Raw genomic sequence first — 20722 nt, forward strand, 5'->3', positions numbered from 1 at the left:
GGCCTCATGAACACCTCATGAAGCAAGGGATCGGCAATACTGGCGTGCCCGTGGCGTTTCCACACAGCCTCGGCCGGAAGTAGCCACCTACGTGGCAGCCGCTCCTCGCAGACCCTCACGTCTTCTGGCGCATCCCCTTCGCGGCCGAAGTTAACTTGCCCTTGCCCGCCGGCACCTTGAGCTGCCCCTGCACCTGCTCCAGCCACAGCAGCGTTTGTGCATGCGCCAGGAACCGGCGCAGGTAGTGCGGCGAAAGCTCGCCCATGCGGGCGAGGGTGTCGATCATCAGGCGCTGGGGGTTGAGCGGGCCGGCGTTCGACGGCGCGCGGGCCTGGGCTTGCTGCACTTGCACCTCAGCGCCCAGGCGCTCCCAGGTCTGGCGAAAGCGCTGGGCGCTGCGCAGCTCGGGCCAGGGGCCATGGCTGAGACCAACGCCGACACCTCCGCCGGTTGCGTTCGCGCCCTCCTCAGCCGCCTCGCTGGCGGCACGTGCCGCCTGGGCGATGTGGGCGTTGAGAGTGGCCAGCGGTGAAGCGGCTGGCTGGGGCGCCTGGGGTTTCATGGCTTGTGGTTGGTGGCGGGCCCGGGCTGGCTGCTGGGGAGGGTAGCTTCGCTGGCGCCCGCATTCGCATGGGCCCGGGGCACGGGCGCCATTTCCACACGGCGGTTAAGCGCGCGGCCTTGTTCATCGGCGTTGCTGGCCACGGGCTGCTCGGCGCCGAAGGCAGCGCTGAACACGCGAGCACGCGGCATGCCCTGGTTGATCAGGGTACGGGTGACGGTGAGCGCGCGCTGCGCCGAGAGTTCCAGGTTGTCCTGGTATTTGGTGTTGCTGGACCCAATGGGTTTGTCGTCGGTGAAGCCGCTGACCATGAGCATTTCGTCGCGCTCGCCCAGGTACACCTGCAGCGGCGGTACCAGGGCTTGCAGCAGCAGCTCGCCCTCGGGGCGCAGCTGGTCGGAGTTGAAGTCAAACAATACGCTGCCGCTGATGCCGATGCGGCCGTTGTTGAGCGTGACGCGGCCGCTGGCCAGCGGAATCGCGAGCGCCTTTTCCAGCGCGATGCGGCGCGCTTCTTCTTGCTGGCGCTTGGCCACTTCGACCTGCAAGGTGTTCACCAGGTCCACCTGCGTCAGCAGCACGCCAATGAACACGAGCACAAACGCACCCACCAGGCCGGCCATGAGGTCGCCAAAGACGGCCCAGACGGGCGAGGAGACTTCGTCGCCGCCGGCGTCGTCCACGCCATCGTCAGCGTGGCGGTCGAAAAACGCGCCCATCATGCGGCGCTCGCGGTGGCTTTGGCCGACACGCGCGGACCACGCAGCTGACGCAGGTCTTCCACGATGCCTTGCTGCGCGCTGATGCTGAGGTCAATCACCTCGCGCGCCTGGGCCACGTAATAGGCCAGCTGCTCGTCGCTGCGCGCCAGCGACTGACCGATGGCGCCTTCCACGCTCTGCAGGCTGCGCACCAGCTGCTCGTGGCTGGTGGCGAGCTGCTGCGTGCCTTGCTGGAAGGCTTCGCCCAGGGCGGCCAGCTGCGCCGCGCTGGTGGCGGCCTGCTCGGCCATGGCCTCGGCGCGACCCGCCTGCGCACCCACGGTGTCGGCAAACTGCTTACCCACGCGGTCGAGCACGCCGGTGGCCGAACCCACCAGGTTTTCAATGGCGGCGCGCTGCTCGCCGGTGGTCTGCTGAACCTGCTGCAACAGCGTGCCGATCTGGCCCACAAGGTCGGCGCGCTCGGCGAGCGTGGCGTTGTCGCGCTCGGCCAGGCGGCTCATCTGTTCGCGCAGCTGGGCGATCACCTCGGCCGCGGCCTTGGGCGCTTCTGAAGCGGTGTGCATCAGCCGGGCCATGGGCGCTTCGAGTGCGGTGCCCAGCGTGGACAGCTGGGAAGCGAGCTGGGTGGACAGCGCGGTGGTCAGGCCACCTAGGCGCTGCACCGCGGCTTCGCCCCGCGCGGCCTCTTCTTCGCGCAGCGACTGCAATTGCTGGGTGAGGGCTGCAAAGGTCCGTTCCTGCTGCTCGGTCTGGGCTTGCTGGCGCGTGGCTTCGGCCTCGCGCAGGGTGGCCAGCTGCTTGGCTGCTCCGTCCTGCAGGGCGGCGAGCTGCTGCGCCACACCGGTCTGCAAGTCGGTGGCCCGTTGCGCAGCCGCCTGCTGGCGCACCGCTTCTTCGCTGCGCAGGGCGGCGAGCTCACTGCGCCAGAGGCTGGCGAGCGCGTCCATGCGCTGGCCATGCTCCTGCGTCCACGCCGATTCGGCTTGCGCGCGGGCCTGCACCAGCGCTTCGGTCTGGCCGATGAGGCGGGCCATACCGTCCAGGCTGCGGCGGGCCTGCTCGCGGCTCTGCTCGGCGATGGCGGTGGCACTTTGCTCCAGCGCCTGCAACACGGCTTGTTGCTGCGCCTGCGCCTGCGCGCCAGCCTGCTGCCATTCGCCTTGCAGCGACTGCGCGAGCGACTGCAGCGAGGCGGTCCAGGCGGCTTGCTGCTGCTGATCAGCCAGGGCGCGCTCGGCCAGTGCGCGCGTCCAGCCGCTGGCCACCGCTTGTGTGGTGTGGCCAAACTGGTCTGACAGCCCAGCCAGCTGGGTCTGCACGGCAGCGCTCACGCCTTCATGCAAGCGGGAAGACTCGGCGGCGATGCCGGCCATGGCCTGCTGCACCACGGGCTGCAGGCTTTCGGTGGCGGCGCGGGCGCTGGCGGCCAGGCTTTCGCGCAACGATCGCTCGACCGACTCGGCCAGGCCCGTGTAGGCGCTGGCAGCCTGGCTTTGAAACTCGGCCTGGCGGGCCAGCAGCTGCTCATCGAGCTGCTGGCTGCGGCGCTCCATCTGCTCGACGAGCGTTTGCAGGTGCAAGGCGGCGGCGGGCATGGCCTCGGCCTGGCGCTGCAGCGCCTCAAAGCTTTGCTGGCGCTGGTGGGCGGCGGAGAAGGGGCGCAGGGCCGTGCTGCCCAACGCATCGAGCGCGCGAATGGCCTGGCTGCGCTCGCGGCGTGCCAGCGTAGCCATGAGGCCGAGCATGGCCGAAGTGGCGACGCCGGCCACCGAGGTGCCAAACGACAGGCCCAGCCCTTTGATGGGCGCGGCCAGTGCGGAGCGGATGGCGGTGAGGTCGGCCGAGCCTTCGAGCGCAAACACCGCGCCCTTAAAGGTGACCACCATGCCGAGGAAGGTGCCCAGCATGCCGAGCATGACCAGCAGACCGATCAGGTACGGCGTGAGTGCAAGGCCGGGGAAGGCACTGCGCTCGCCCTCGATATGCTGGCGCACGGCGTGTTGCAGCGAAGCGGGCACGCGGGGCAACCAGTCGGCGAGCCGGTCCAGCGCAGGCGGCACGCTGCCCAAGGCGGCGTTGAGCCCGGTGGTGGTCTGCCCGAAGCGGCGCAGCTCCCAGACGCCGCCCAGGTAAACGGCGCCAATCAGCAGCGTCATGCCCAGCGCGAAGGCGCTGGTGCCGACAAAGCCGCTGGCCACCCAAGCCACCACACCCAGACCCACGAACAGGGCGAACCAGGACAGTGCGCGGAAGGAAGCAGAAGAGGAGGTATCGGGGGTCATGCTGGTATTGATTCGATGAGGCCAATGACCGGCTGCAGGCGCAGGTCGAGCTCGGCGAGCAGGGTTTGCTCGAATTCGTTGGCAAAGGTCTGAAGCCAGTGCAGATCGTCGGGCGCTGTGTCGGACGGGTCAGCGACCTGCTGGCGCAAGGCGACAAAACGCGCTTTCAAAAACGCTGGCAAGCTGCCCAGCAGGCGCTGCTCGCGCCCGGCCAGCAGCGGCTCCATGGCGGCGTCCAGCGCGGCCAGCTGTGCCAGCTCGGGAGTGGACTGGCCCAGCGCCTGGCGCACATGGCCGCGCAGCGCTTCCACGCTGAGCTCCATGCGGCGCTGTTGGTCGTTGAGGCGCTGGTGGAACAGCGCCCATTCGATGTCCAGTTCGTTGGGGTCGGATCGGTGCGAGGCGTCGCGCGCGGTGATGGACTGGATGAGCACCGCGCGCACGCGCTGCAGTTCCCGCTGCAGCGCGGTGTGCAGCGCCTGCTGATCCACTGGCGGCGTGGCGCGGCGGGCGGCGGCTGTGCCAGCAGCCGCCACTGAGGCCTGTGTGGTGCGCAAGGCAATGGCCTCGTTCACATTCAGCCACTGGCCCAGGCGCTCGGCCACGTCTTGGCGGGGCGCGCTCACCCCTTCGGGCAACCAGCCGGCGAGCTGGCGCACCAAAGCGGAGGAAGCGTGAGAACCCTTGAAACTGAGGAGCAAAACCAAAGCCTGGGGGCACAGCGTGCCCCCTCCATGTGTTGAAGAGGCGGTGAAAGCGATCTGGCCTGGAGTAGCCCCAAACCGGCGCCGGAACACCGCCAGGGCGCCTCGGCGATCGTCGGGCGGCGGGAGCGAGGTCTGTGAACCCACCCCCCCACCTTTCCCGAAAGCGATTGAGCGCTCCCTGAGGATTATTCACATTGGCGAACTGCCTAAAAAACAGGCATACCGCCCAACGTGTTAAGGAATCGAGCCGTGGCAGGCGCAGGCTTCGCCGTGGGCTGCGGCGACCAGTTCGTCCAGGATGCCGCAGTGCCCGCCATCGTGCTGACCATCACAGCGAGATTTCAGCTGAACCAGCTGCTTCTCCAGCGCCTGCATGCTTTTCAGCCGCGCACGCACCCGGCTCAGCTGCTCGGCCACCAGGGCGTCCACGTCCGTGGAGTCGCCGCTGGTGTCGTCCAGCACGCCGAGCAGCAGCGCCACCGAGGCCAGCGGCATGTCGAGCGCGCGGCAGTGCCGGATGAACGCCAGGCGCTCCAGATGGCTGGCGTCGTAGTCTCGGTAGCCGTTGTCCCGCTTGGGCGGCACGGGTAACAAACCCTGCTTTTCGTAGTAGCGGATGGTCTCCACCTCCACACCGGTGGCCTGAGACAGTTGTTTGATTCGCATGAACACCTCCGAAACGCGTGGTTGACACTGTAGTGGCTACAGGGTTTTAAATGAAGCCATCGAAAGGAAAACCATGTCTGCCCATTGTTGTGACCACGACACCCCCAAGCCCGACCAAGTCGCCAACCTGGGGCGCTACCGCCGCATCTTGTGGGTGGCACTGGTGGTCAACGCCGCCATGTTCGCTGTGGAAATCGTTGCCGGCGTTCAAGCCGGCTCGCTGGCCTTGCTGGCAGACGCCATCGATTTCGCGGGCGATGCGGTGAACTACGGCGTGTCGCTCGCGGTGCTCGCCTCGGCACTGGCCTGGCGCGCGCGAGCCGCCCTGCTCAAGGCGGTCAGCATGATGGGCTTTGGCGTGTTCATCCTGGGTCAGGCGGTATGGAGCCTGTGGCACGGCGAGGTGCCGGCGGCCCTCACCATGGGCGCGGTCGCCCTGCTCGCGCTGGCCGCCAACGTGGGCGTGGCCGCCCTGCTCTACGCGTTTCGCGAGGGCGACGCCAACATGCGCAGCGTGTGGCTGTGCTCGCGCAACGACGCCATTGGCAACGTCGCGGTGATGCTGGCCGCGCTGGGCGTGTTCGGCACCGGCAGCGCCTGGCCGGATCTGCTGGTGGCCAGCCTCATGGCCAGCCTGGCGCTGCACGGCGGCTGGAGCGTATGGCAGCAGGCATGGACAGAGTTGCGCACGGGAGAGTTGATGACGGAGGAACACCGCCACTGATCTCTGCGTTCGACTTGGCTGAGGTTGACCGGCGCAGCGACCCGACATCGCTCGACAGGCGGATCCAAGGGATGCCTCGTCTTTGCAGCCTTAATCTGGCGATCAGGCTGGTGCTTCACAGTCGCACGGTCTGCCAACGGCCAGTTTTGACGCGCCCTGTCGCCCAGCAGCATCTGATTGACGAAAGAATCGACGCCATGAACAACCATTCGCCGAGCCGGCACGATGCTTTCACGCAAGGTCTGCACTGGGCCACCGCCGTTTTGGTGGTGGCGGCTTTCATCTACGGACTCGGCGGCTCAGAGGCACGCGTGTACCTGCCAGCGCGCGATTTTGAGCGCAGCCTGCACGAGACGCTGGGCATGGGCGTGTTTGCCCTGACGCTGTTGCGCTTGCTATGGCGGGGCTTCGCCACCCGACCCGCCGAAGAGGCTGGGACGGAGTGGATGCGCAGGGGCGCGGGCGCCGTTCAAATCGCGTTGTATGGGCTGCTACTGGCCGTGCCAGCGACGGCGGTAGCGGGCGCCTGGCTGCAGGGGCACACGGTGCTGCTTCTGGGTGGGACGGAGATTGCGTCCCTGGTCGCGCCATCGTATGACGTGGGCAACACAGTGGCCGAGATACACACCTGGCTGGGCGACGCGATCGTGTGGATTGCAGGGGCTCACGCGGTGGCGGCGATTGCCCACCATGTCCTGCTCAAAGACGGCGTTCTGTTGTCGATCTTGCCGAGCTGGCTGCCCTTGAAGCGACGGCCTTGAGGGTCACCGAAGTTCAGCCTGTCGGCCTCAGACATCACAGCACCAGCACCGCCCGGAAGTCGTTGACGTTGGTGTGCGTGGGGCCGGTGACCACCAGATCGCCCAGCGGCTCGAAGTAGCCATAGGCATCGTTGCGAGCCAGGTGGTCGCTGACGGTGAGGCCCAGCGCCAGGGCGCGGACCAGGGTGTCGGGCGCGACCAGGGCGCCGGCGTTGTCTTCCACGCCGTCGATGCCATCGGTGTCGGCCGCCAGCGCCCACACACCCGGCTGGCCACCCAGCGCGTGGGCCAGCCCCAAACAGAACTCGCCTGCCCGCCCGCCCCGGCCCTTGGCATGGCCCTCGGCGCGCGGGCGCACCGTGACCGTGGTTTCGCCGCCGCTCAAGATCACGCACGGTTTCTCGAAGCTGCTGCGCCCTTGAGCAGTCGAACGCGCCAGCGCGGCGTGCACCTTGCCCACTTCGCGCGACTCGCCTTCGATCTCGTCGCTGAGGATGTAGGCCTTGAGACCCATCGCGCGCGCCGCATCAGCCGCGGCTTCCAGGCTTTGCTGCGGCGTGGCGATCAGATGGGTCTGGTGACCGGCCAAGCCCACTTCGCCCGGCTTGGGCGTTTCGAGTGCGCCGCTCTCCAGCTGCGCACGCACCGCGGGCGGCACGTCGATGGTGTATCGCCGCAGGATGTCCAGTGCTTCGGCACAGGTGGACGCGTCGGCCACCGTGGGACCGCTGGCGATCACGCTCACATCATCCCCCGGCACATCGCTGATGGTGAGCGTGACCACCTGCGCTGGCGCGCAAGCCGCTGCCAGTCGCCCGCCTTTGATGCGCGAGAGGTGCTTGCGCACCGTGTTCATCTCCAGGATGTTGGCGCCACTCTCCAGCAGCTGGCGGTTGATGCGCTGCTTGTCTTCCAGCGTCAGGCCCTCACACGGCAGGGTGAGCAGCGACGAGCCGCCACCCGAAATCAGGCACAGCACCAGGTCGTCTTTCGTCATTCCGTCGACCATTTCCAGAATGCGCTGCGCCGCGGCCAGCCCCGCCGCGTCGGGCACCGGGTGCGATGCCTCCACCACCTCGATGCGCTCGGCCAGTCCCTCGGGGCGCGGCGGCGTGTGGTGGTAGCGCGTGACGACCAGCCCCGAGAGCGACGCCTCGGCCGGCCACAGCGCTTCCACCGCCTGCGCCATCGCGCCACCGGCCTTGCCGGCACCGATCACCACTGTTTTTCCTTTGGGGGGTGGGGGCAGGTGGGCGGCAGTGTTGTGCAAGGGCAGCGCTCGTTGCACAGCGGTGTCGAAAAGGTGACGCAGGAAGACGCGTGGGTTGTCTAGGTATTGCTGATTCATGGCGCTGCCAGGTGGATGAGCTTTGACGATGCCGATCGGTCATTGTGGCTGGCCGGGTATCGCCCCGGCCAGCAACGACAACACAAAGACAAAGCGATCAACCGACAGGATCCGGCGCAATCACATGATTGGCCATCAACTCCAGAGAACGACACAGCGCCGAGTGATCCAGCCCCGCCATGCCATTCGCGGCACACGCCTGCATCAGCTGCGCCGCACTTGCCGTGTTGGGCAGGCTCACCCCGAGTTCCTTCGCGCCCTGCAGCGCCAGGTTCAGATCTTTCTGGTGCAGCTCGATGCGAAAGCCGGGACTGAAGGTGCGCTTGACCATGCGCTCGCCATGCACCTCCAGAATGCGGCTGGCCGCAAAGCCGCCCATCAGTGCCTCGCGCACCTTGGCCGGGTCGGCACCGGCCTTGCTGGCGAACAGCAGGGCTTCGGAGACGGCTTCGATGTTGAGCGCCACGATGATCTGGTTCGCCACCTTGGTGGTCTGGCCGTCGCCGTTGCCACCCACCAACGTGATGTTTTTGCCCATGACTTCAAACAAGGGCTTCATGCGGTCAAACGCGGCCTGCGGACCACCCACCATGATGGTGAGGCTGGCCGCCTTGGCGCCCACTTCGCCGCCGCTGACCGGCGCGTCCAGATAGTCGCAACCCAGGTCGTTGATCTGCCTGGCGAACTGCTTGGTGGCCATGGGGCTGATGGAGCTCATGTCGACCACCAGCTTGCCCTTGCTCAGACCCTTGGCAACACCCGTCTCGCCAAACAGCACCTCCTCCACATGCGGTGTGTCGGGCACCATGGTGATGATGATGTCGGCCCGCTTGGCCACTTCCATCGCGCTGGTGCAGACGGTTGCGCCCTGCTCGGCAAAGGCCTCGGGCACCTTGCTGCGTGTGCTCACAAACAGCGTGTGGCCAGCGTTGAGCAGGTTGAGGGCCATGGGTGTGCCCATGATGCCCAGGCCGATGAAGCCGACGTTGAGTCCGCTCTTGGTCATGTCAGATGTCTCCTGTGGTTTTGAAATTCAGAGTTGTTGGCCGTGTGCCCGGACCCAGCCCAGGCCGGCATCGGTGCCGCCTGGACCGGTGTCCCTGGGCTTGTATTCGCAGCCGATGTGGCCCGCGTAGCCTATCGCATCCAGGTGGTCGAACAGGAACCGGTAATGGATTTCGCCTGTGCCGGGTTCATTGCGCGAGGGGTTGTCCGCCAGCTGGATGTGGCCGATGCGCGCCAGCTGCTGCCTCAGGGTGGCCGCTAGCTCGCCTTCCATGCGCTGCGCGTGGTAGATGTCGTGCTGCAGGTAGAGATTGCTGGAGGCCACTTCGTCCATGATGGCGAGCGCCTGCGCGGTGCGGTTGACGAAGAAGCCGGGAATGTCAAAGATGTTGATCGGCTCCATCAGCAGCTGGATGCCGTTCTCGCCGAGCTGGTCGGCGGCGAACTTCAGATTGCTCACCAGGGTGTTTCGTGCGTCGGCCTCCCTCACACCAACGGGTGCGATGCCCGCCAGTGCATTCAACCGCGGCGGGTTCAACACCTTGGCGTATTCCAGTGCCCTGTGCACCCCTTCGCGAAACTCACCCACGCGGTCCGGGTGGCAAGCAATGCCGCGCTCACCCGCCGCCCAGTTGCCGGCTGGCAGGTTGTGCAGCACGAGCTGCAGGCCATGGTCTTGCAGGCGCTGCGCAATCTCCTCAGCGGCGAAGTCGTATGGAAACAAAAACTCGACCGCCTTGAAACCTGACTTGGCGGCAGCGCCGAAGCGATCCAGAAACGGCAGCTCGTTGTAGAGCATCGTGAGGTTGGCAGCGAAGCGAGGCATGTGGATATTCTTTCAGAGTGGGGTGGTGCTGGAGCGCAGACCATGGCGGAAGAGGCCGCACGAACAAGGGCACCGCCGGGCCGGCTTTGCCAGGCGGCCAGTGCCGCCCTTTGAGGGGGGGCGCGCGAAGCTCCGTGCAAGGGTCACTCCAGCAGTCCGGCGGCAATCAAACCTTCGCGGCCTTCAGGGTGCAGACACTCGATGTCTTCAAACTCGTTGATGGCGTTGATCTCAGTGCCCATGGCGATGTTGGTCACCTTCTCCAGGATCACCTCCACCACCACCGGTACGCTGAACTCGCGCGCCATGGTTTGCGCCTCGCGCAGGGCCGTCTGGATCTTGGCCGGGTCGGTCACCCGCAAGGACTTGCAACCGAGCCCCGTCACCACCGCCTGGTGATCCACACCGTAGCCCTTGAGTGTGGGATCGTCCACGTTCTGGTTGTCGAACGCGAGCTGCACGCAGTAGTCCATCTCAAAGCCGCGCTGGCTTTGGCGGATCAGGCCGAGGTAGCTGTTGTTCACCAGCACCTGCACATAGGGAATCCGGAACTGTGCACCCACGGCGAGCTCCTCCACCAAGAACTGGAAGTCGTAGTCGCCCGACAAACCCACCACCGTCTTGTTGGGTTCGGCCGCAGCCACGCCGATCGCTGCGGGAATCGTCCAGCCCAACGGCCCCGCCTGGCCGCAATTGATCCACTGACGCGGACCGAAAACGCGCAGGAACTGCGCACCCGCAATCTGGCTCAGACCGATGGTGGACACGTACACCGTGTCGCGACCGAACGCCGCATTCATCTCTTCGTACACGCGCTGCGGCTTGATCGGCACGTTGTCGTAATGCGTCTTGCGCTGCATGAGCTTCTTGCGCTCTGCGCAGCGGGCCGCCCAGGTGCCGTAGTCCTTGAGCCTGCCCGCAGCCTTGCGTTCGCGCGCGACCTGCACAAAGAGTTCTAGCGCAATCCTGGCGTCGGACACAATGCCCAGGTCCGGGTTGAACACGCGGCCGATCTGCGTCGGCTCGATGTCCACGTGCACAAACGTACGCCCCTGCGTGTAGACCTCGATCGAACCCGTGTGGCGATTCGCCCAACGGTTGCCGATACCGAGCACAAAGTCGCTCGCCAGCATGGTGGCGTTGCCATAGCGGTGGCTGGTCTGCAGGCCGACCATACCGGCCATCAGCGGGTGGTCGTCGGGGATGCTGCCCCAGGCCATGAGGGTGGGGATGACGGGCACGCCAGTGAGCTCGGCCAGCTCCACCAGCAGATCGGACGCATCGGCGTTGATGATGCCGCCACCGGCCACGATGAGCGGCTTGTTCGACGCCATCAGCATGTCCAGCGCCTTCTCCACCTGCTTGCGCGTGGCCGCGGGTTTGTAGACCGGCAGCGGCTCGTAGGTGTCGATGTCGAACTCGATCTCGGCCATCTGCACATCGATCGGCAGGTCGATCAGCACCGGGCCGGGACGGCCCGAACGCATCAGGTGAAACGCCTGCTGGAACACACGCGGCACCAGCGCCGGCTCACGCACCGTCACTGCCCACTTGGTGACCGGCTTGGCGATGCTTTCGATGTCGACCGCCTGGAAATCTTCCTTGTAGAGCCGAGCCCGCGACGCCTGACCGGTGATGCAGAGAATGGGAATGCTGTCGGCGCTGGCGGAATACAGACCGGTGATCATGTCGGTGCCGGCCGGGCCGCTGGTGCCGATGCACACGCCGATATTGCCAGCCCGAGCCCGCGTATAGCCTTCGGCCATGTGAGACGCGCCTTCGACGTGACGCGCCAGCACATGGGCGATGGTCTGGCGCTCGCGCAGCTGGGCATACAGCGGGTTGATGGCGGCGCCGGGCACACCAAAGGCCTGGGAAATGCCTTCCTTTTCCATCACCAGCACAGCGGCCATGGCGGCTTTCATCTTGGGCATGGGTTTGTCTCCTGGGGTGTAGGGCTCGCGGTGTGGAACCCAATGCCGTCATGCTATTGAAAACAACTGGTGCTGTGAATGGCATCATCTGTACTTTGATTCGATACCTGAGGTATGCAATCGCATGGACCGGTTCAAAGAGATTGAGGCCTTTGTGTTGGCCATGGAGCACGGCAGCCTGGCCGCAGCGGCGCTGCACGCTGGCATCACGCCAGTGATGATGGGCCGGCGCATCGACGCGCTGGAGAAGCGCCTGGGCTCGCAGCTCATCCACCGCTCCACCCGCCGCCTCGCGCTGACCGAAGCCGGCGCCAGCTTTCTGGATGAGTGCCGCGCGCTGCTCGCGCAATGGGCTGCGGCAGAGGCCACCGTCTCTGCGCAGCGCCACAGCGCCAGCGGCCACCTGGTGGTCTCGGCCCCGGCCGCGTTCGGTCGCTTGCACGTGGCGCCCCACGCCAGCAGCTTTCTCAAGGCCAACCCGCTGGTCAAGCTGTCGTTCAACCTGACGGACCGGGTGGTGGATCTGGTGCGCGACGGCTACGACCTGGGCCTTCGCATCGGTGGCGTGATCGATCCCAACTTCGTCGCGATCAAGCTCGCCACGAACCAGCGCGTGGTCTGTGGCACACCGGCCTACTTCCGCAAGCACGGCAAGCCCAAAACGCTGGATGATCTGAAGCAGCACAACTGCCTGGCGTTCAACCTGCAAGGCGGCCAGCAGCGGGGCTGGTATTTCCAGCAGAGCGGCAAACCGGTCACCGTCCGAGCCGACGGCAACCTCGACTGCAACGACGGCGAGCTGCTGCACCGCTGGGTGAGCGAGGGCATGGGCCTGGGCTGGCGCAGCACCTGGGAAATCCAGGCGCAGCTCCAGCGCGGTGAACTGGTGACTGTGCTCGACGAGTTCGCTCTGCCGGCCTACGACATCCTGGCGGTGTACCCGCAGCAGCGGCATTTGCCTGCCAAGGTGCGGTTTTTTATCGATCATCTGAAGAAAATCTATGCCAAACCCGGCTACTGGATGAAATAGGGCTCATCCCCGCGCCAGTTCCGCGGTGCCCTGGCCAGGGAAACCCCGGCACTCCACCCTCCACCCTGTCCGACTCAACCTATGACCACCCTGCTGATTCACAACGCGACCTGTGTCGCCACCTTCGATCACCCTGAGCCGTCACGGGGCCGGGAGCTCAAGGACGCGAACGTTTTCGTGCGCGACCACCGCATCGAATGGATCGGACCTGCTGCGGAGCTGCCGCCTGCCCTGCGCGAAGAGGCCGACGAGGTGATCGACGCGCGAGGCCATCTGGTCACGCCCGGGCTGGTGAACACCCACCACCACATGTACCAGTCGCTGACCAGGGCGATCCCTGGCACCCAGAACGCCGAGCTCTTCGGATGGCTGCAGGGGCTCTACCCGATCTGGGCCGGGCTCACGCCGGAGATGGTGCAGGTGTCTACCCAGATCGCGATGGCGGAATTGCTGCTGAGCGGCTGCACCACCAGCAGCGACCACCTGTACCTCTACCCCAACGGCGTTCGGCTGGAGGACAGCATCGAAGCCGCCCAGGCGATTGGCATGCGCTTCACCGCCACGCGCGGCAGCATGAGCGTGGGCCGGAGCGCGGGCGGCCTGCCACCCGATTCGGTGGTGGAAAACGAAGCTGGCATCCTGAAAGACAGCCAGCGCCTGATCGAGATTTGGCACGACACGACCCACGGCGCCATGCTGCAGATCGCGCTGGCACCCTGCTCGCCGTTTTCGGTCAGCCCCGAACTGATGAAGCAGAGCGCGGCGCTCGCGCGCAGCTTCAAGGGCCAGGGGGTTCGCCTGCACACGCACCTGGCCGAGAACGACCACGACATCGCTTACAGCCGCGAAAAATTCAACCAGACGCCGGCGCAGTACGCACAGGAACTGGGCTGGCTGGGCGACGACGTGTGGCACGCCCACTGCGTGAAGCTGGATGACGAAGGCATCAGCCTGTTTGCGGCCAGCCGCACCGGCGTGGCGCACTGCCCCTGCAGCAACATGCGCCTGGCCTCGGGCATCGCGCCAATCCGGCGCATGGTGAATGCGGGTGTGCCTGTGGGCCTGGGCGTGGACGGCTGCGCCAGCAACGATGCGGCGCACATGGTCAACGAAGCGCGTCAGGCGCTGCTGCTGGCGCGCGTGGGCCGTTCACTGCAGCCGCCCGAGACCCGAGGTGGCAAAACCTTCTTCGGCTGCGACCTCGGCCCGGCCGAGATGACGGTGCGCGACGCGCTGTACCTGGCCACACGCGGTGGTGCTCAGGTGCTGGGCCGGACCGACATTGGCCACCTGGCCGTGGGCATGTGTGCCGATCTGGCGCTGTTTGATCTGCGCACGCTGGGCATGGCCGGTGGCGCGGTGCACGACCCGGTGGCCAGCCTGCTGCTGTGCGCCAGCCCGCAGGCTGCCTTTACGTTGGTGAACGGCAAGATCGTGGTGCGAGAAGGGCAACTGACCACCATCGAACAGGGGCCGCTGGTGGAGCGGCACAACCGGCTGGCGCTGGCGCTGGCTGCCGCGGTCCGAACCGCCTGAACTGTCTGAACTGCAGGATCAGGACTTGCCCGCGGTGAAGCCGCCATCCACCATCAAGGTGGTACCGGTCACAAAACTCGCCTCGTCGCTCATCAGGAAAAGCGCCGCGTTGGCCACTTCCTCTGGCCGCCCCAAGCGGCCTAGCGGGTGCAGTTGAATCAGTGCATGACGTGTGGCGTCGTCTAGCAGTGACAACAAAGGCGTGTCGATGTATCCAGGGCCAATCGCGTTCACCCGCACCCCTTTGCCCGCAGCCTCGATCGCCAGCGTGCGGGTGAGGTTCACCACGCCGCCCTTCGCCGCCGAGTAGGCAGCCGTCCCGCTTTGACCCATCACGCCGAGGATGGAAGCGCAGTTGACCAGGCTGCCACTGCCCTGCTGGTACATCTGGTGCAAAGCTGCGCGCGCAACGCGGAACACACCCATCAGGTTGATGTCGATCACACGCAGAAATTCGGCATCGGGATAGGTGTCCGCCGGCGCGATGCCACCGATGCCGGCGTTGTTGAACACACCATCGAGCGAGCCCAAGGTTTTGACGGTCTCGGAGATCATGCGATCGACCTCGTCAGTGGAGGTCACATCGGCCGGTATGAAATGGCAACGGCCGCCATGGGCCTTGGCGAGTGACGCGGATACATGGGCGCCGGCCGAGCTGGACAGGTCGGTCACCACCACGTGAGCACCCTCTTGCAGGCACCGCTCAGCGGTGGACAGGCCGATGCCACTGGCGCCTCCGGTGATCAGCACATGTTGGTCTTTGAGTCGCATGGGACCTCCTAGATGAGATGAAAATTCCGACCAGCGATCAGGAAACACCATAGCATCTCCCTCTCGCGTCGCCAATCAACAGGCAGTGCCACTCAACAGAGCCTGCTGGTTCATCTTTGCGCAAACGCTGGCGACAGGCGTTGACCTTGATCAAGACGGGGGATCAGACGGCTGACCGCCAATTGGCCCCAATGAACGAGGGCCGGACGGGCTCAGCGGACAAGCATCACGCCACGCGCACCTGCACCTCACCCTTTTTGACCTGAACCGGAAAGGTCTTCAAGGCTTTCTCGCCGCGCACAAAGTTCAGCAGCTGAATGCCTGGAGGGAAGTTCGCCCAGTCGATCACTTCGCCGGTCTTGATGTCAAAGCGCGCGCGGTGCAAAGGGCATTGCACCTTGCAGCCGTCGATGATCTTGCCGCGCCCCAGCGGCGCGAAGGTGTGGGTGCATTGGGACTGGGTGGCAAAAAAACCCTCAGCCAGGTGATACACGACCACCTTGGTGTCGCCCGCGCTGTGGGCTGCCATCTTGCCCAGTGGCAGGTCATCGGCCTTGCAGACGGTGTGCCATTTCATCGAGTTCTCCTAGAGTAGGTGCAGATTCAGTCTAGCATCGCGCCCCCACTGCAGCAGCTAACGCTGCGCGCCGAGCACGCGCAGCAGCCAGGCGTTGAGGTCGGTCACCTGCGGTGGGCACACGCTGTGGGCCATCGGATAGCTGTGCCACTCCACCTCGTGCCCCAGCGCCTGCAGCAGGTCGCGTGAGGCCAGACCGCGCTCGATGGCCACTACATCGTCTTGCTCCCCATGGGCCAGGGTGATCGGGATGCCCTGGTTGGCCGCGCTGCGCTCCTGCGCCGTGGTGCTGGCCAGCGGAAGGTAGCCCGACCAGCCGACCAAACCCGCCAGCCGCTGCGGCGCTCGCAGGCCTGCCATGAGCGCCATTGCACAGCCCTGAGAGAAACCCATGAGCACCGTGCGCTCAGAAGGCACACCACGCTTGGCCTCGCGGTCCAGCAGCTGCTGGATCAGCGCCTGGCTCTCGCGCAATCCCGCCTCGTCCTCAGTACGCTCGCCTGCTGGGTCAGGCGGATAAATGTCGTACCAGGCCCGCATCTCGTAACCTCCGTTGATGCTGACCGGCCGCACTGGCGCGCTGGGAAAGACGAAGCGCACAGGGCCGATCGCACTCAGGTCGAGTTGCTGCGCAATCGGCACAAAGTCGTTGCCATCGGCACCCAGGCCGTGCAGCACGATGATGCTGGCCACGGGCGGCGTGGATGCGTCACCGCCAAGAATGCCTTCGATGATGTCCAGGGAGTCAGGTGAATTCATGCCACACAGCATAAGGGCTCAGAATGCTTGCCTGCCAGCACCACGCTCCACACACACCATGCATGCCCAAGAACTGCTTCTACACCAGGACCTCGGCCAACCCTGGCCTGCGCCCCTGAGCCGAGACCCCGGCTTCAGCCTGGACCAGGCCTATCCGCTCGCGCTGGAGGTGCGGGCACTGCGCGCGCAACGCGGCGAGCAGCCGCGCGGATTCAAAATCGGCTTCACCAACCGCACCATCTGGCCGCGCTACAACGTCTACGCGCCGATCTGGGGCACGGTGTGGGACAGTACTTTGAGCTTCGTTGAGGGTCAAGGCAAGGTTTCGTTGGCCCACACCTGCCAACCGAGACTGGAGCCGGAAATCGTCTTCGGCCTGAAAGCCAGTCCGGCATCCGACGCGACGCTGGAGGACCTGTTCGACGCGCTGGACTGGATCGCGCCCGGCTTCGAAGTGGTGCAGTGCCACCTGCCGGACTGGACATTCGAGGCGGCCGACACCGTGGCCGACAGCGGGCTGCACGCCCGGCTGCTGGTGGGCGCTCGCCACCCGGTGAGCGCGCTGGCCAACGAAGCCGCCCACCTGGACCAGTGGCTCGCACAAGGCCAGGTGACACTAAAACAGGACGGCCGGCTAGTGGACCAGGGTCAGGGCGTCAACGTGCTGGACAGTCCGCTGCAGGCCTTGCACCATTTCATCGGCGAACTGCGACGCTGTCCGGGCGCGCCCGACCTGGTCGCAGGCGACCTGGTGACCACGGGCACCTGGACAGATGCCTGGCCCATCCAAGCCGGCGAGCAATGGACCGCCGAATGGTCGATGCCCGGGTTCTCGCTGGGCTTGAACACCACCGCTTGAAGACCCTGCCGAACCCGAGCAGGAGGTTAAACCCTCTAAACACAAGGCCATCGGTTGGTTAAATTCGGCAGTTCACTTTCTCAGGAGACAACAATGAGCATCATCGCAGCTGAATTCCTCGCCCTTCAGCGCCTTTACCACTGGGAAAAGACCGAGCCCAACCGGGTTGCCCTCACCCAGCCCATGGGTGGCGGTGTGGTGCAGGACCTGACCTGGGCCCAGGTGGCTGACCAGGTGCGGCGCATGGCGGCTCACCTCAAGGCGCAAGGCTGGGAGCCGGGCTCCAAGGTCGCCATCCTGTCCAAGAACTGCTCGTGGTGGATGATGAGCGATCTGGCGATCTGGATGGCCGGCTACGTGTCAGTGCCGCTGTATCCGACCTTGGCGCCCGAGACCATCCGCCAGATTCTGACCCACAGCGAATCCAAGGCCTGTTTCATTGGCAAGCTCGACGGCTGGGACCACATGAAGCCTGGCGTGCCCGCCGACCTGCCTTGCATGAGCTACCCGCTGTCGCCACCCGACGCCATCCGCACCTATGAGGGTTGGGACACGATCTGTGCGCGCACCGAACCCCTCAAGGGCAACCCGGTCCGGGCCGAAGACGAGCTGGCCACGCTGATCTACACCTCGGGCACGACCGGCATGCCCAAGGGCGTGATGCACACTTTCGGCAGCTTCGCCTGGGCCCTGGACAAAGGCATTCAACGCATTCCCATGACAGGCAATGACCGCATGCTGTCGTACCTGCCACTGGCCCACGTGGTCGAGCGCATGCTGGTCGAACACGGCTGGCTTCGCACTGGCATGCACGTGTTCTTCGCCGAGTCGCTCGACACCTTCGCCGCCGACCTGCAGCGCTCACGCCCCACGATCTTCTTCTCGGTGCCGCGGCTGTGGGTCAAGTTCCAGCAAGGCATCCACCACAAGATGCCACCCGCCAAGCTCAACCGCTTGCTCGGCATTCCCCTGATTGGCGGCCTGGTGCGCAAGAAGGTCATGAAAGCCTTGGGCCTGGACCAGTGCAAGTTCGCTGCCGGTGGTGCCGCGCCGATGCCGGTGGCCTTGCTCGACTGGTACGACAAGCTCGGGCTGAAGATCAACGAGGGCTACGGCATGACCGAAAACCTCGCGCTCTCGCACATCACCGAACCCGGCAAGAACCAGAAGGGCACGGTAGGCCCGGTCTACAACGGCGTGGAGCACCGCATCGATCCCGACACTGGCGAAGTTCAGATGCGCAGCCCCGCGATGATGATGGGCTACTACAAGGAGCCGGAAAAGACCAAAGAGGCTTTCACCGCCGACGGCTGGCTCAAGACCGGCGACAAGGGCGCCATCGACGGCCAAGGCCTGCTGCGCATCACGGGTCGTGTGAAAGACCTGTTCAAGACCGGCAAGGGCAAGTACGTGGCCCCGGCGCCGATCGAGGACAAGTTGGTCATGCACGACTCGGTGGAAGCCTGCGTGGTGACCGGAGCCAACCTGGGCCAGCCGCTGGGCATCGTGATGCTCAATGCAGAGGCGGTGGCCACGGTGAGCGATGTCGGCGCTCGCAGTGAACTGGAAAGCTCGCTGACCGGTCACCTCAAGAGCATCAACGCCACGCTCGACCCGCACGAGCGCCTGCAGTGCGTGGTGGTGGTGACCACCGCCTGGACGGTGGACAACGACATCATCACGCCCACCTTCAAGGTCAAGCGCAACCGCATCGAAGACCTGTACGCCAAGAACTACGAGGCTTGGGAAGCCTCGGGCAAGAAGGTGGTCTGGCAGGACGGATGATTCGAGCCGCGTAATGGCTTGTCCCTGACCCAGGCCCCTGAGTTCACCAAGAGCTCGGGGGAGGTGTTCCGAGGTGCCGCCAGCTGCTGGCGTCCACCCAACAAAAAGCCCGCATCAAGCGGGCTTTTTGTTGGGTGATTTCACCCGAAGGTCGAGCCGACCCACGTGACGGGTTTAGATGCGGAAGTCTTCGATGCTCTTGCCAGAAGCCAGCACGGTGCGCACCCATTCGGGTTTGCGGCCAGGGCCACCGGCCCAGAGCTCGCCATTGGGCCCCTTGTACTTGGGCGGCGCACTGGATTTGGATTTGCCCTTTTTGCCACCCGATGCGCTGCCGCCCAGATCGGCGGTGGAGATGCCGAATTGCTTCATCTTGGCTTTGATGTCGGCGATCACGGACGCAAGTTCGTTCTTGCGTGCCTGTTCGGCCTGTGCCATCAGGGCCTGAGCCTGTGCCATGAGTTCGGAATAGCCTGCCATTGATTGTCCTTGTCTTGATTGAATATCAGTTGCTTAATTATCTGCACCCCAACGATGCGGATGCAATTCTAATCCTGAATGACAGCATCCGTCCACGATTGCAGCTCCGGTGGCAATTCAGAATGTAACTCGATGGTTTGACCTGACACCGGGTGTGTGAATTGCAATCGCCATGCATGGAGAAACATGCGTTTGTGTCCCAGTCGCGCCAATTGGCGATTGAGTTCGAAGTCGCCGTATTTCTCGTCGCCGACAATCGGATGCCCGGCATGGGCTAAGTGCACCCGGATCTGGTGCGTGCGCCCGGTCTTGATAGTTACCTCCAGCAGGGTGAAGCGGGCCGGCGCGGCCTGATTTAGCCCCGGTGGCCGACCAATCGGCTGGCGCACGCGCACCAGACTCACTGCATGCATTCCATCGGCATCCTGCCGGTCGGTCACCCGCACCCGCCGTTCCCCGTCGGGCAGCAGGTATTTGTGCAAGGGCTGATCCAGCACCTTCAGCTTGGCTGGCCAATCACCGTTGACCAGCGCGAGGTAAGTCTTGCCGGTCTCACGGGCCCGGAATTGCTCCTGAAGCGCCTTGAGCGAGCTCTTTTTTTTGGCAACCAGGAGCAGGCCACTGGTTTCACGGTCCAGCCGGTGCACCAACTCCAGCAGACGCGCTTCAGGACGCGCCCGCCTCAATTGCTCGATCACGCCAAAGCTCACCCCACTGCCGCCATGCACCGCCACGCCAGCGGGCTTGTCGATAGCCAGCAAGACTTCGTCTTCGTAAACCACAGGGAATTCGCGCGCGGGCGCTGGGTGGGCCAGCTTCTCCTCGGCCCGCTCGGACAATCGGATCGGCGGGATTCGCAGCAGGTCGCCCGCCTCGACCCGATCCTGCGCGGACACGCGGCCCTTGTTCCGCCGCACCTCGCCGGAGCGGATGATTCGGTAAATGTGCGTCTTGGGAACACCCTTGAGGTGGCGGATCAGAAAATTGTCCAGCCGCTGCCCGGCCGATTCGGCGTCAACCGTGAGGTGGCTGACCGCCGCGGGCGACGACACCGAGGGGGCTACGGGGGTGGGGGCTGAGGGCATGAAAATGAAGTCCCCGCGCTCGGCGCGGTCTGCTTATAATGCGACACACCTACCGCGCGCCGTAAGTGATTGATTTGCCTTGAGTTTAAGGCAGTCACTGCAGGCGGATCCTCTCACCATGAGGAAAAAGAGCCCGGCAGGTGCAGGTTGCCATTCGCAGCACCCGAGCCAGACGCCCGTCCCCTGATGTCTTCCCCATGGAATCCAGGCTGGGCCTCGAACCCGGTCGACGCTGTGAACGAACCCGCCCCAGTGATTGCGAACCCGAATACGGAATACCCCCATCGAGCAGCTGCCCTC

At 65.2% G+C, this 20722-nt stretch carries 20 protein-coding genes; 6 read left to right on the forward strand and 14 right to left on the reverse strand.

What is annotated here, in order from left to right:
- Positions 1-115 precede the first annotated feature (115 nt).
- The 5 genes from GPT34_RS00005 to GPT34_RS00025 form a co-directional block, all read right to left on the reverse strand.
- Positions 116-562 (reverse strand): DUF2894 domain-containing protein, encoded by a 447-nt coding sequence (locus GPT34_RS00005; protein ID WP_291007955.1) that lies wholly within the window; start codon positions 560-562, stop codon positions 116-118.
- Positions 559-1284 (reverse strand): OmpA family protein, encoded by a 726-nt coding sequence (locus GPT34_RS00010; protein ID WP_291007958.1) that lies wholly within the window; start codon positions 1282-1284, stop codon positions 559-561. Before GPT34_RS00010 ends, GPT34_RS00005 begins: the two co-directional genes overlap by 4 nt.
- A complete protein-coding gene (locus GPT34_RS00015; RefSeq protein WP_291007960.1) occupies positions 1281-3569 on the reverse strand; it encodes a hypothetical protein in 2289 nt (762 codons plus the stop codon). Before GPT34_RS00015 ends, GPT34_RS00010 begins: the two co-directional genes overlap by 4 nt.
- Positions 3566-4420, reverse strand: a complete 855-nt coding sequence (locus tag GPT34_RS00020) for a DUF3348 family protein (RefSeq protein ID WP_363355760.1) — start codon at positions 4418-4420, stop codon at positions 3566-3568. Before GPT34_RS00020 ends, GPT34_RS00015 begins: the two co-directional genes overlap by 4 nt.
- Positions 4421-4510: 90 nt before the next feature.
- The gene (locus tag GPT34_RS00025) at positions 4511-4942 is read right to left on the reverse strand and encodes a Cd(II)/Pb(II)-responsive transcriptional regulator (protein ID WP_291007963.1); all 432 of its coding nucleotides are present in this window, start codon (positions 4940-4942) and stop codon (positions 4511-4513) included.
- Positions 4943-5015: 73 nt separating this feature from the next.
- Here GPT34_RS00025 and GPT34_RS00030 point away from each other — a divergent pair, with 73 nt between their 5' ends.
- Together GPT34_RS00030 and GPT34_RS00035 are read left to right on the forward strand one after the other, a co-directional pair.
- On the forward strand, positions 5016-5666 hold the full coding sequence (locus tag GPT34_RS00030) for a cation transporter (protein ID WP_291007966.1): 651 nt from the start codon (positions 5016-5018) through the stop codon (positions 5664-5666).
- A gap of 197 nt (positions 5667-5863) precedes the next feature.
- Positions 5864-6427 carry a cytochrome b/b6 domain-containing protein gene (locus GPT34_RS00035; protein WP_291007969.1) on the forward strand — a complete coding sequence of 188 codons (564 nt, stop codon included), beginning with the start codon at positions 5864-5866 and terminating at the stop codon, positions 6425-6427.
- Positions 6428-6461: 34 nt separating this feature from the next.
- On the opposite strand, the gene GPT34_RS00040 is transcribed toward GPT34_RS00035, so the two are convergent.
- From GPT34_RS00040 to gcl, 4 genes are all read right to left on the reverse strand, one after another.
- A complete protein-coding gene (locus GPT34_RS00040; RefSeq protein WP_291007972.1) occupies positions 6462-7775 on the reverse strand; it encodes a glycerate kinase in 1314 nt (437 codons plus the stop codon).
- 97 nt (positions 7776-7872) lie between these two features.
- A complete protein-coding gene (glxR, locus tag GPT34_RS00045; RefSeq protein WP_291007976.1) occupies positions 7873-8781 on the reverse strand; it encodes a 2-hydroxy-3-oxopropionate reductase in 909 nt (302 codons plus the stop codon).
- A 27-nt stretch (positions 8782-8808) separates the two neighbouring features.
- Positions 8809-9606: a hydroxypyruvate isomerase gene (gene hyi / locus GPT34_RS00050; RefSeq protein WP_291007979.1), complete on the reverse strand. Its 798-nt coding sequence runs from the start codon at positions 9604-9606 to the stop codon at positions 8809-8811.
- A 143-nt stretch (positions 9607-9749) separates the two neighbouring features.
- The gene (gcl, locus tag GPT34_RS00055) at positions 9750-11540 is read right to left on the reverse strand and encodes a glyoxylate carboligase (RefSeq protein ID WP_291007982.1); all 1791 of its coding nucleotides are present in this window, start codon (positions 11538-11540) and stop codon (positions 9750-9752) included.
- A 124-nt stretch (positions 11541-11664) separates the two neighbouring features.
- On the opposite strand from gcl, the gene GPT34_RS00060 reads away from it, so the two are divergent.
- Together GPT34_RS00060 and GPT34_RS00065 are read left to right on the forward strand one after the other, a co-directional pair.
- The gene (locus GPT34_RS00060) at positions 11665-12570 is read left to right on the forward strand and encodes a LysR family transcriptional regulator (RefSeq protein ID WP_291007985.1); all 906 of its coding nucleotides are present in this window, start codon (positions 11665-11667) and stop codon (positions 12568-12570) included.
- Positions 12571-12651: 81 nt separating this feature from the next.
- The gene (locus GPT34_RS00065; RefSeq protein ID WP_291007988.1) at positions 12652-14106 is read left to right on the forward strand and encodes an 8-oxoguanine deaminase; all 1455 of its coding nucleotides are present in this window, start codon (positions 12652-12654) and stop codon (positions 14104-14106) included.
- Positions 14107-14124: 18 nt separating this feature from the next.
- Here GPT34_RS00065 and GPT34_RS00070 read toward each other — a convergent pair whose 3' ends face one another.
- The 3 genes from GPT34_RS00070 to GPT34_RS00080 form a co-directional block, all read right to left on the reverse strand.
- A complete protein-coding gene (locus GPT34_RS00070; RefSeq protein WP_291007991.1) occupies positions 14125-14877 on the reverse strand; it encodes an SDR family NAD(P)-dependent oxidoreductase in 753 nt (250 codons plus the stop codon).
- Between the two features lie 226 nt (positions 14878-15103).
- Positions 15104-15454, reverse strand: a complete 351-nt coding sequence (locus GPT34_RS00075; RefSeq protein ID WP_291007993.1) for a Rieske 2Fe-2S domain-containing protein — start codon at positions 15452-15454, stop codon at positions 15104-15106.
- A 57-nt stretch (positions 15455-15511) separates the two neighbouring features.
- Entirely contained in the window at positions 15512-16213 is a 702-nt protein-coding gene (locus GPT34_RS00080) for a dienelactone hydrolase family protein (RefSeq protein ID WP_291007996.1), read from the reverse strand.
- A gap of 58 nt (positions 16214-16271) precedes the next feature.
- Between GPT34_RS00080 and GPT34_RS00085 the strand changes: the two genes are divergently transcribed.
- Positions 16272-17072: a hydratase gene (locus GPT34_RS00085; RefSeq protein ID WP_291007999.1), complete on the forward strand. Its 801-nt coding sequence runs from the start codon at positions 16272-16274 to the stop codon at positions 17070-17072.
- A gap of 93 nt (positions 17073-17165) precedes the next feature.
- Entirely contained in the window at positions 17166-18857 is a 1692-nt protein-coding gene (locus GPT34_RS00090) for an AMP-binding protein (protein WP_291008002.1), read from the forward strand.
- A gap of 174 nt (positions 18858-19031) precedes the next feature.
- Here GPT34_RS00090 and GPT34_RS00095 read toward each other — a convergent pair whose 3' ends face one another.
- Complete coding sequence (locus GPT34_RS00095) at positions 19032-19337, reverse strand: H-NS histone family protein (protein ID WP_291008005.1); 306 nt, start codon at positions 19335-19337, stop codon at positions 19032-19034.
- Between the two features lie 68 nt (positions 19338-19405).
- On the reverse strand, positions 19406-20422 hold the full coding sequence (locus GPT34_RS00100) for an RluA family pseudouridine synthase (protein ID WP_291008008.1): 1017 nt from the start codon (positions 20420-20422) through the stop codon (positions 19406-19408).
- Positions 20423-20722: the final 300 nt, after the last annotated feature.

It is taken from the genome of Hydrogenophaga sp., from assembly GCF_011390835.1.
GTDB lineage: Bacteria > Pseudomonadota > Gammaproteobacteria > Burkholderiales > Burkholderiaceae_C > Hydrogenophaga.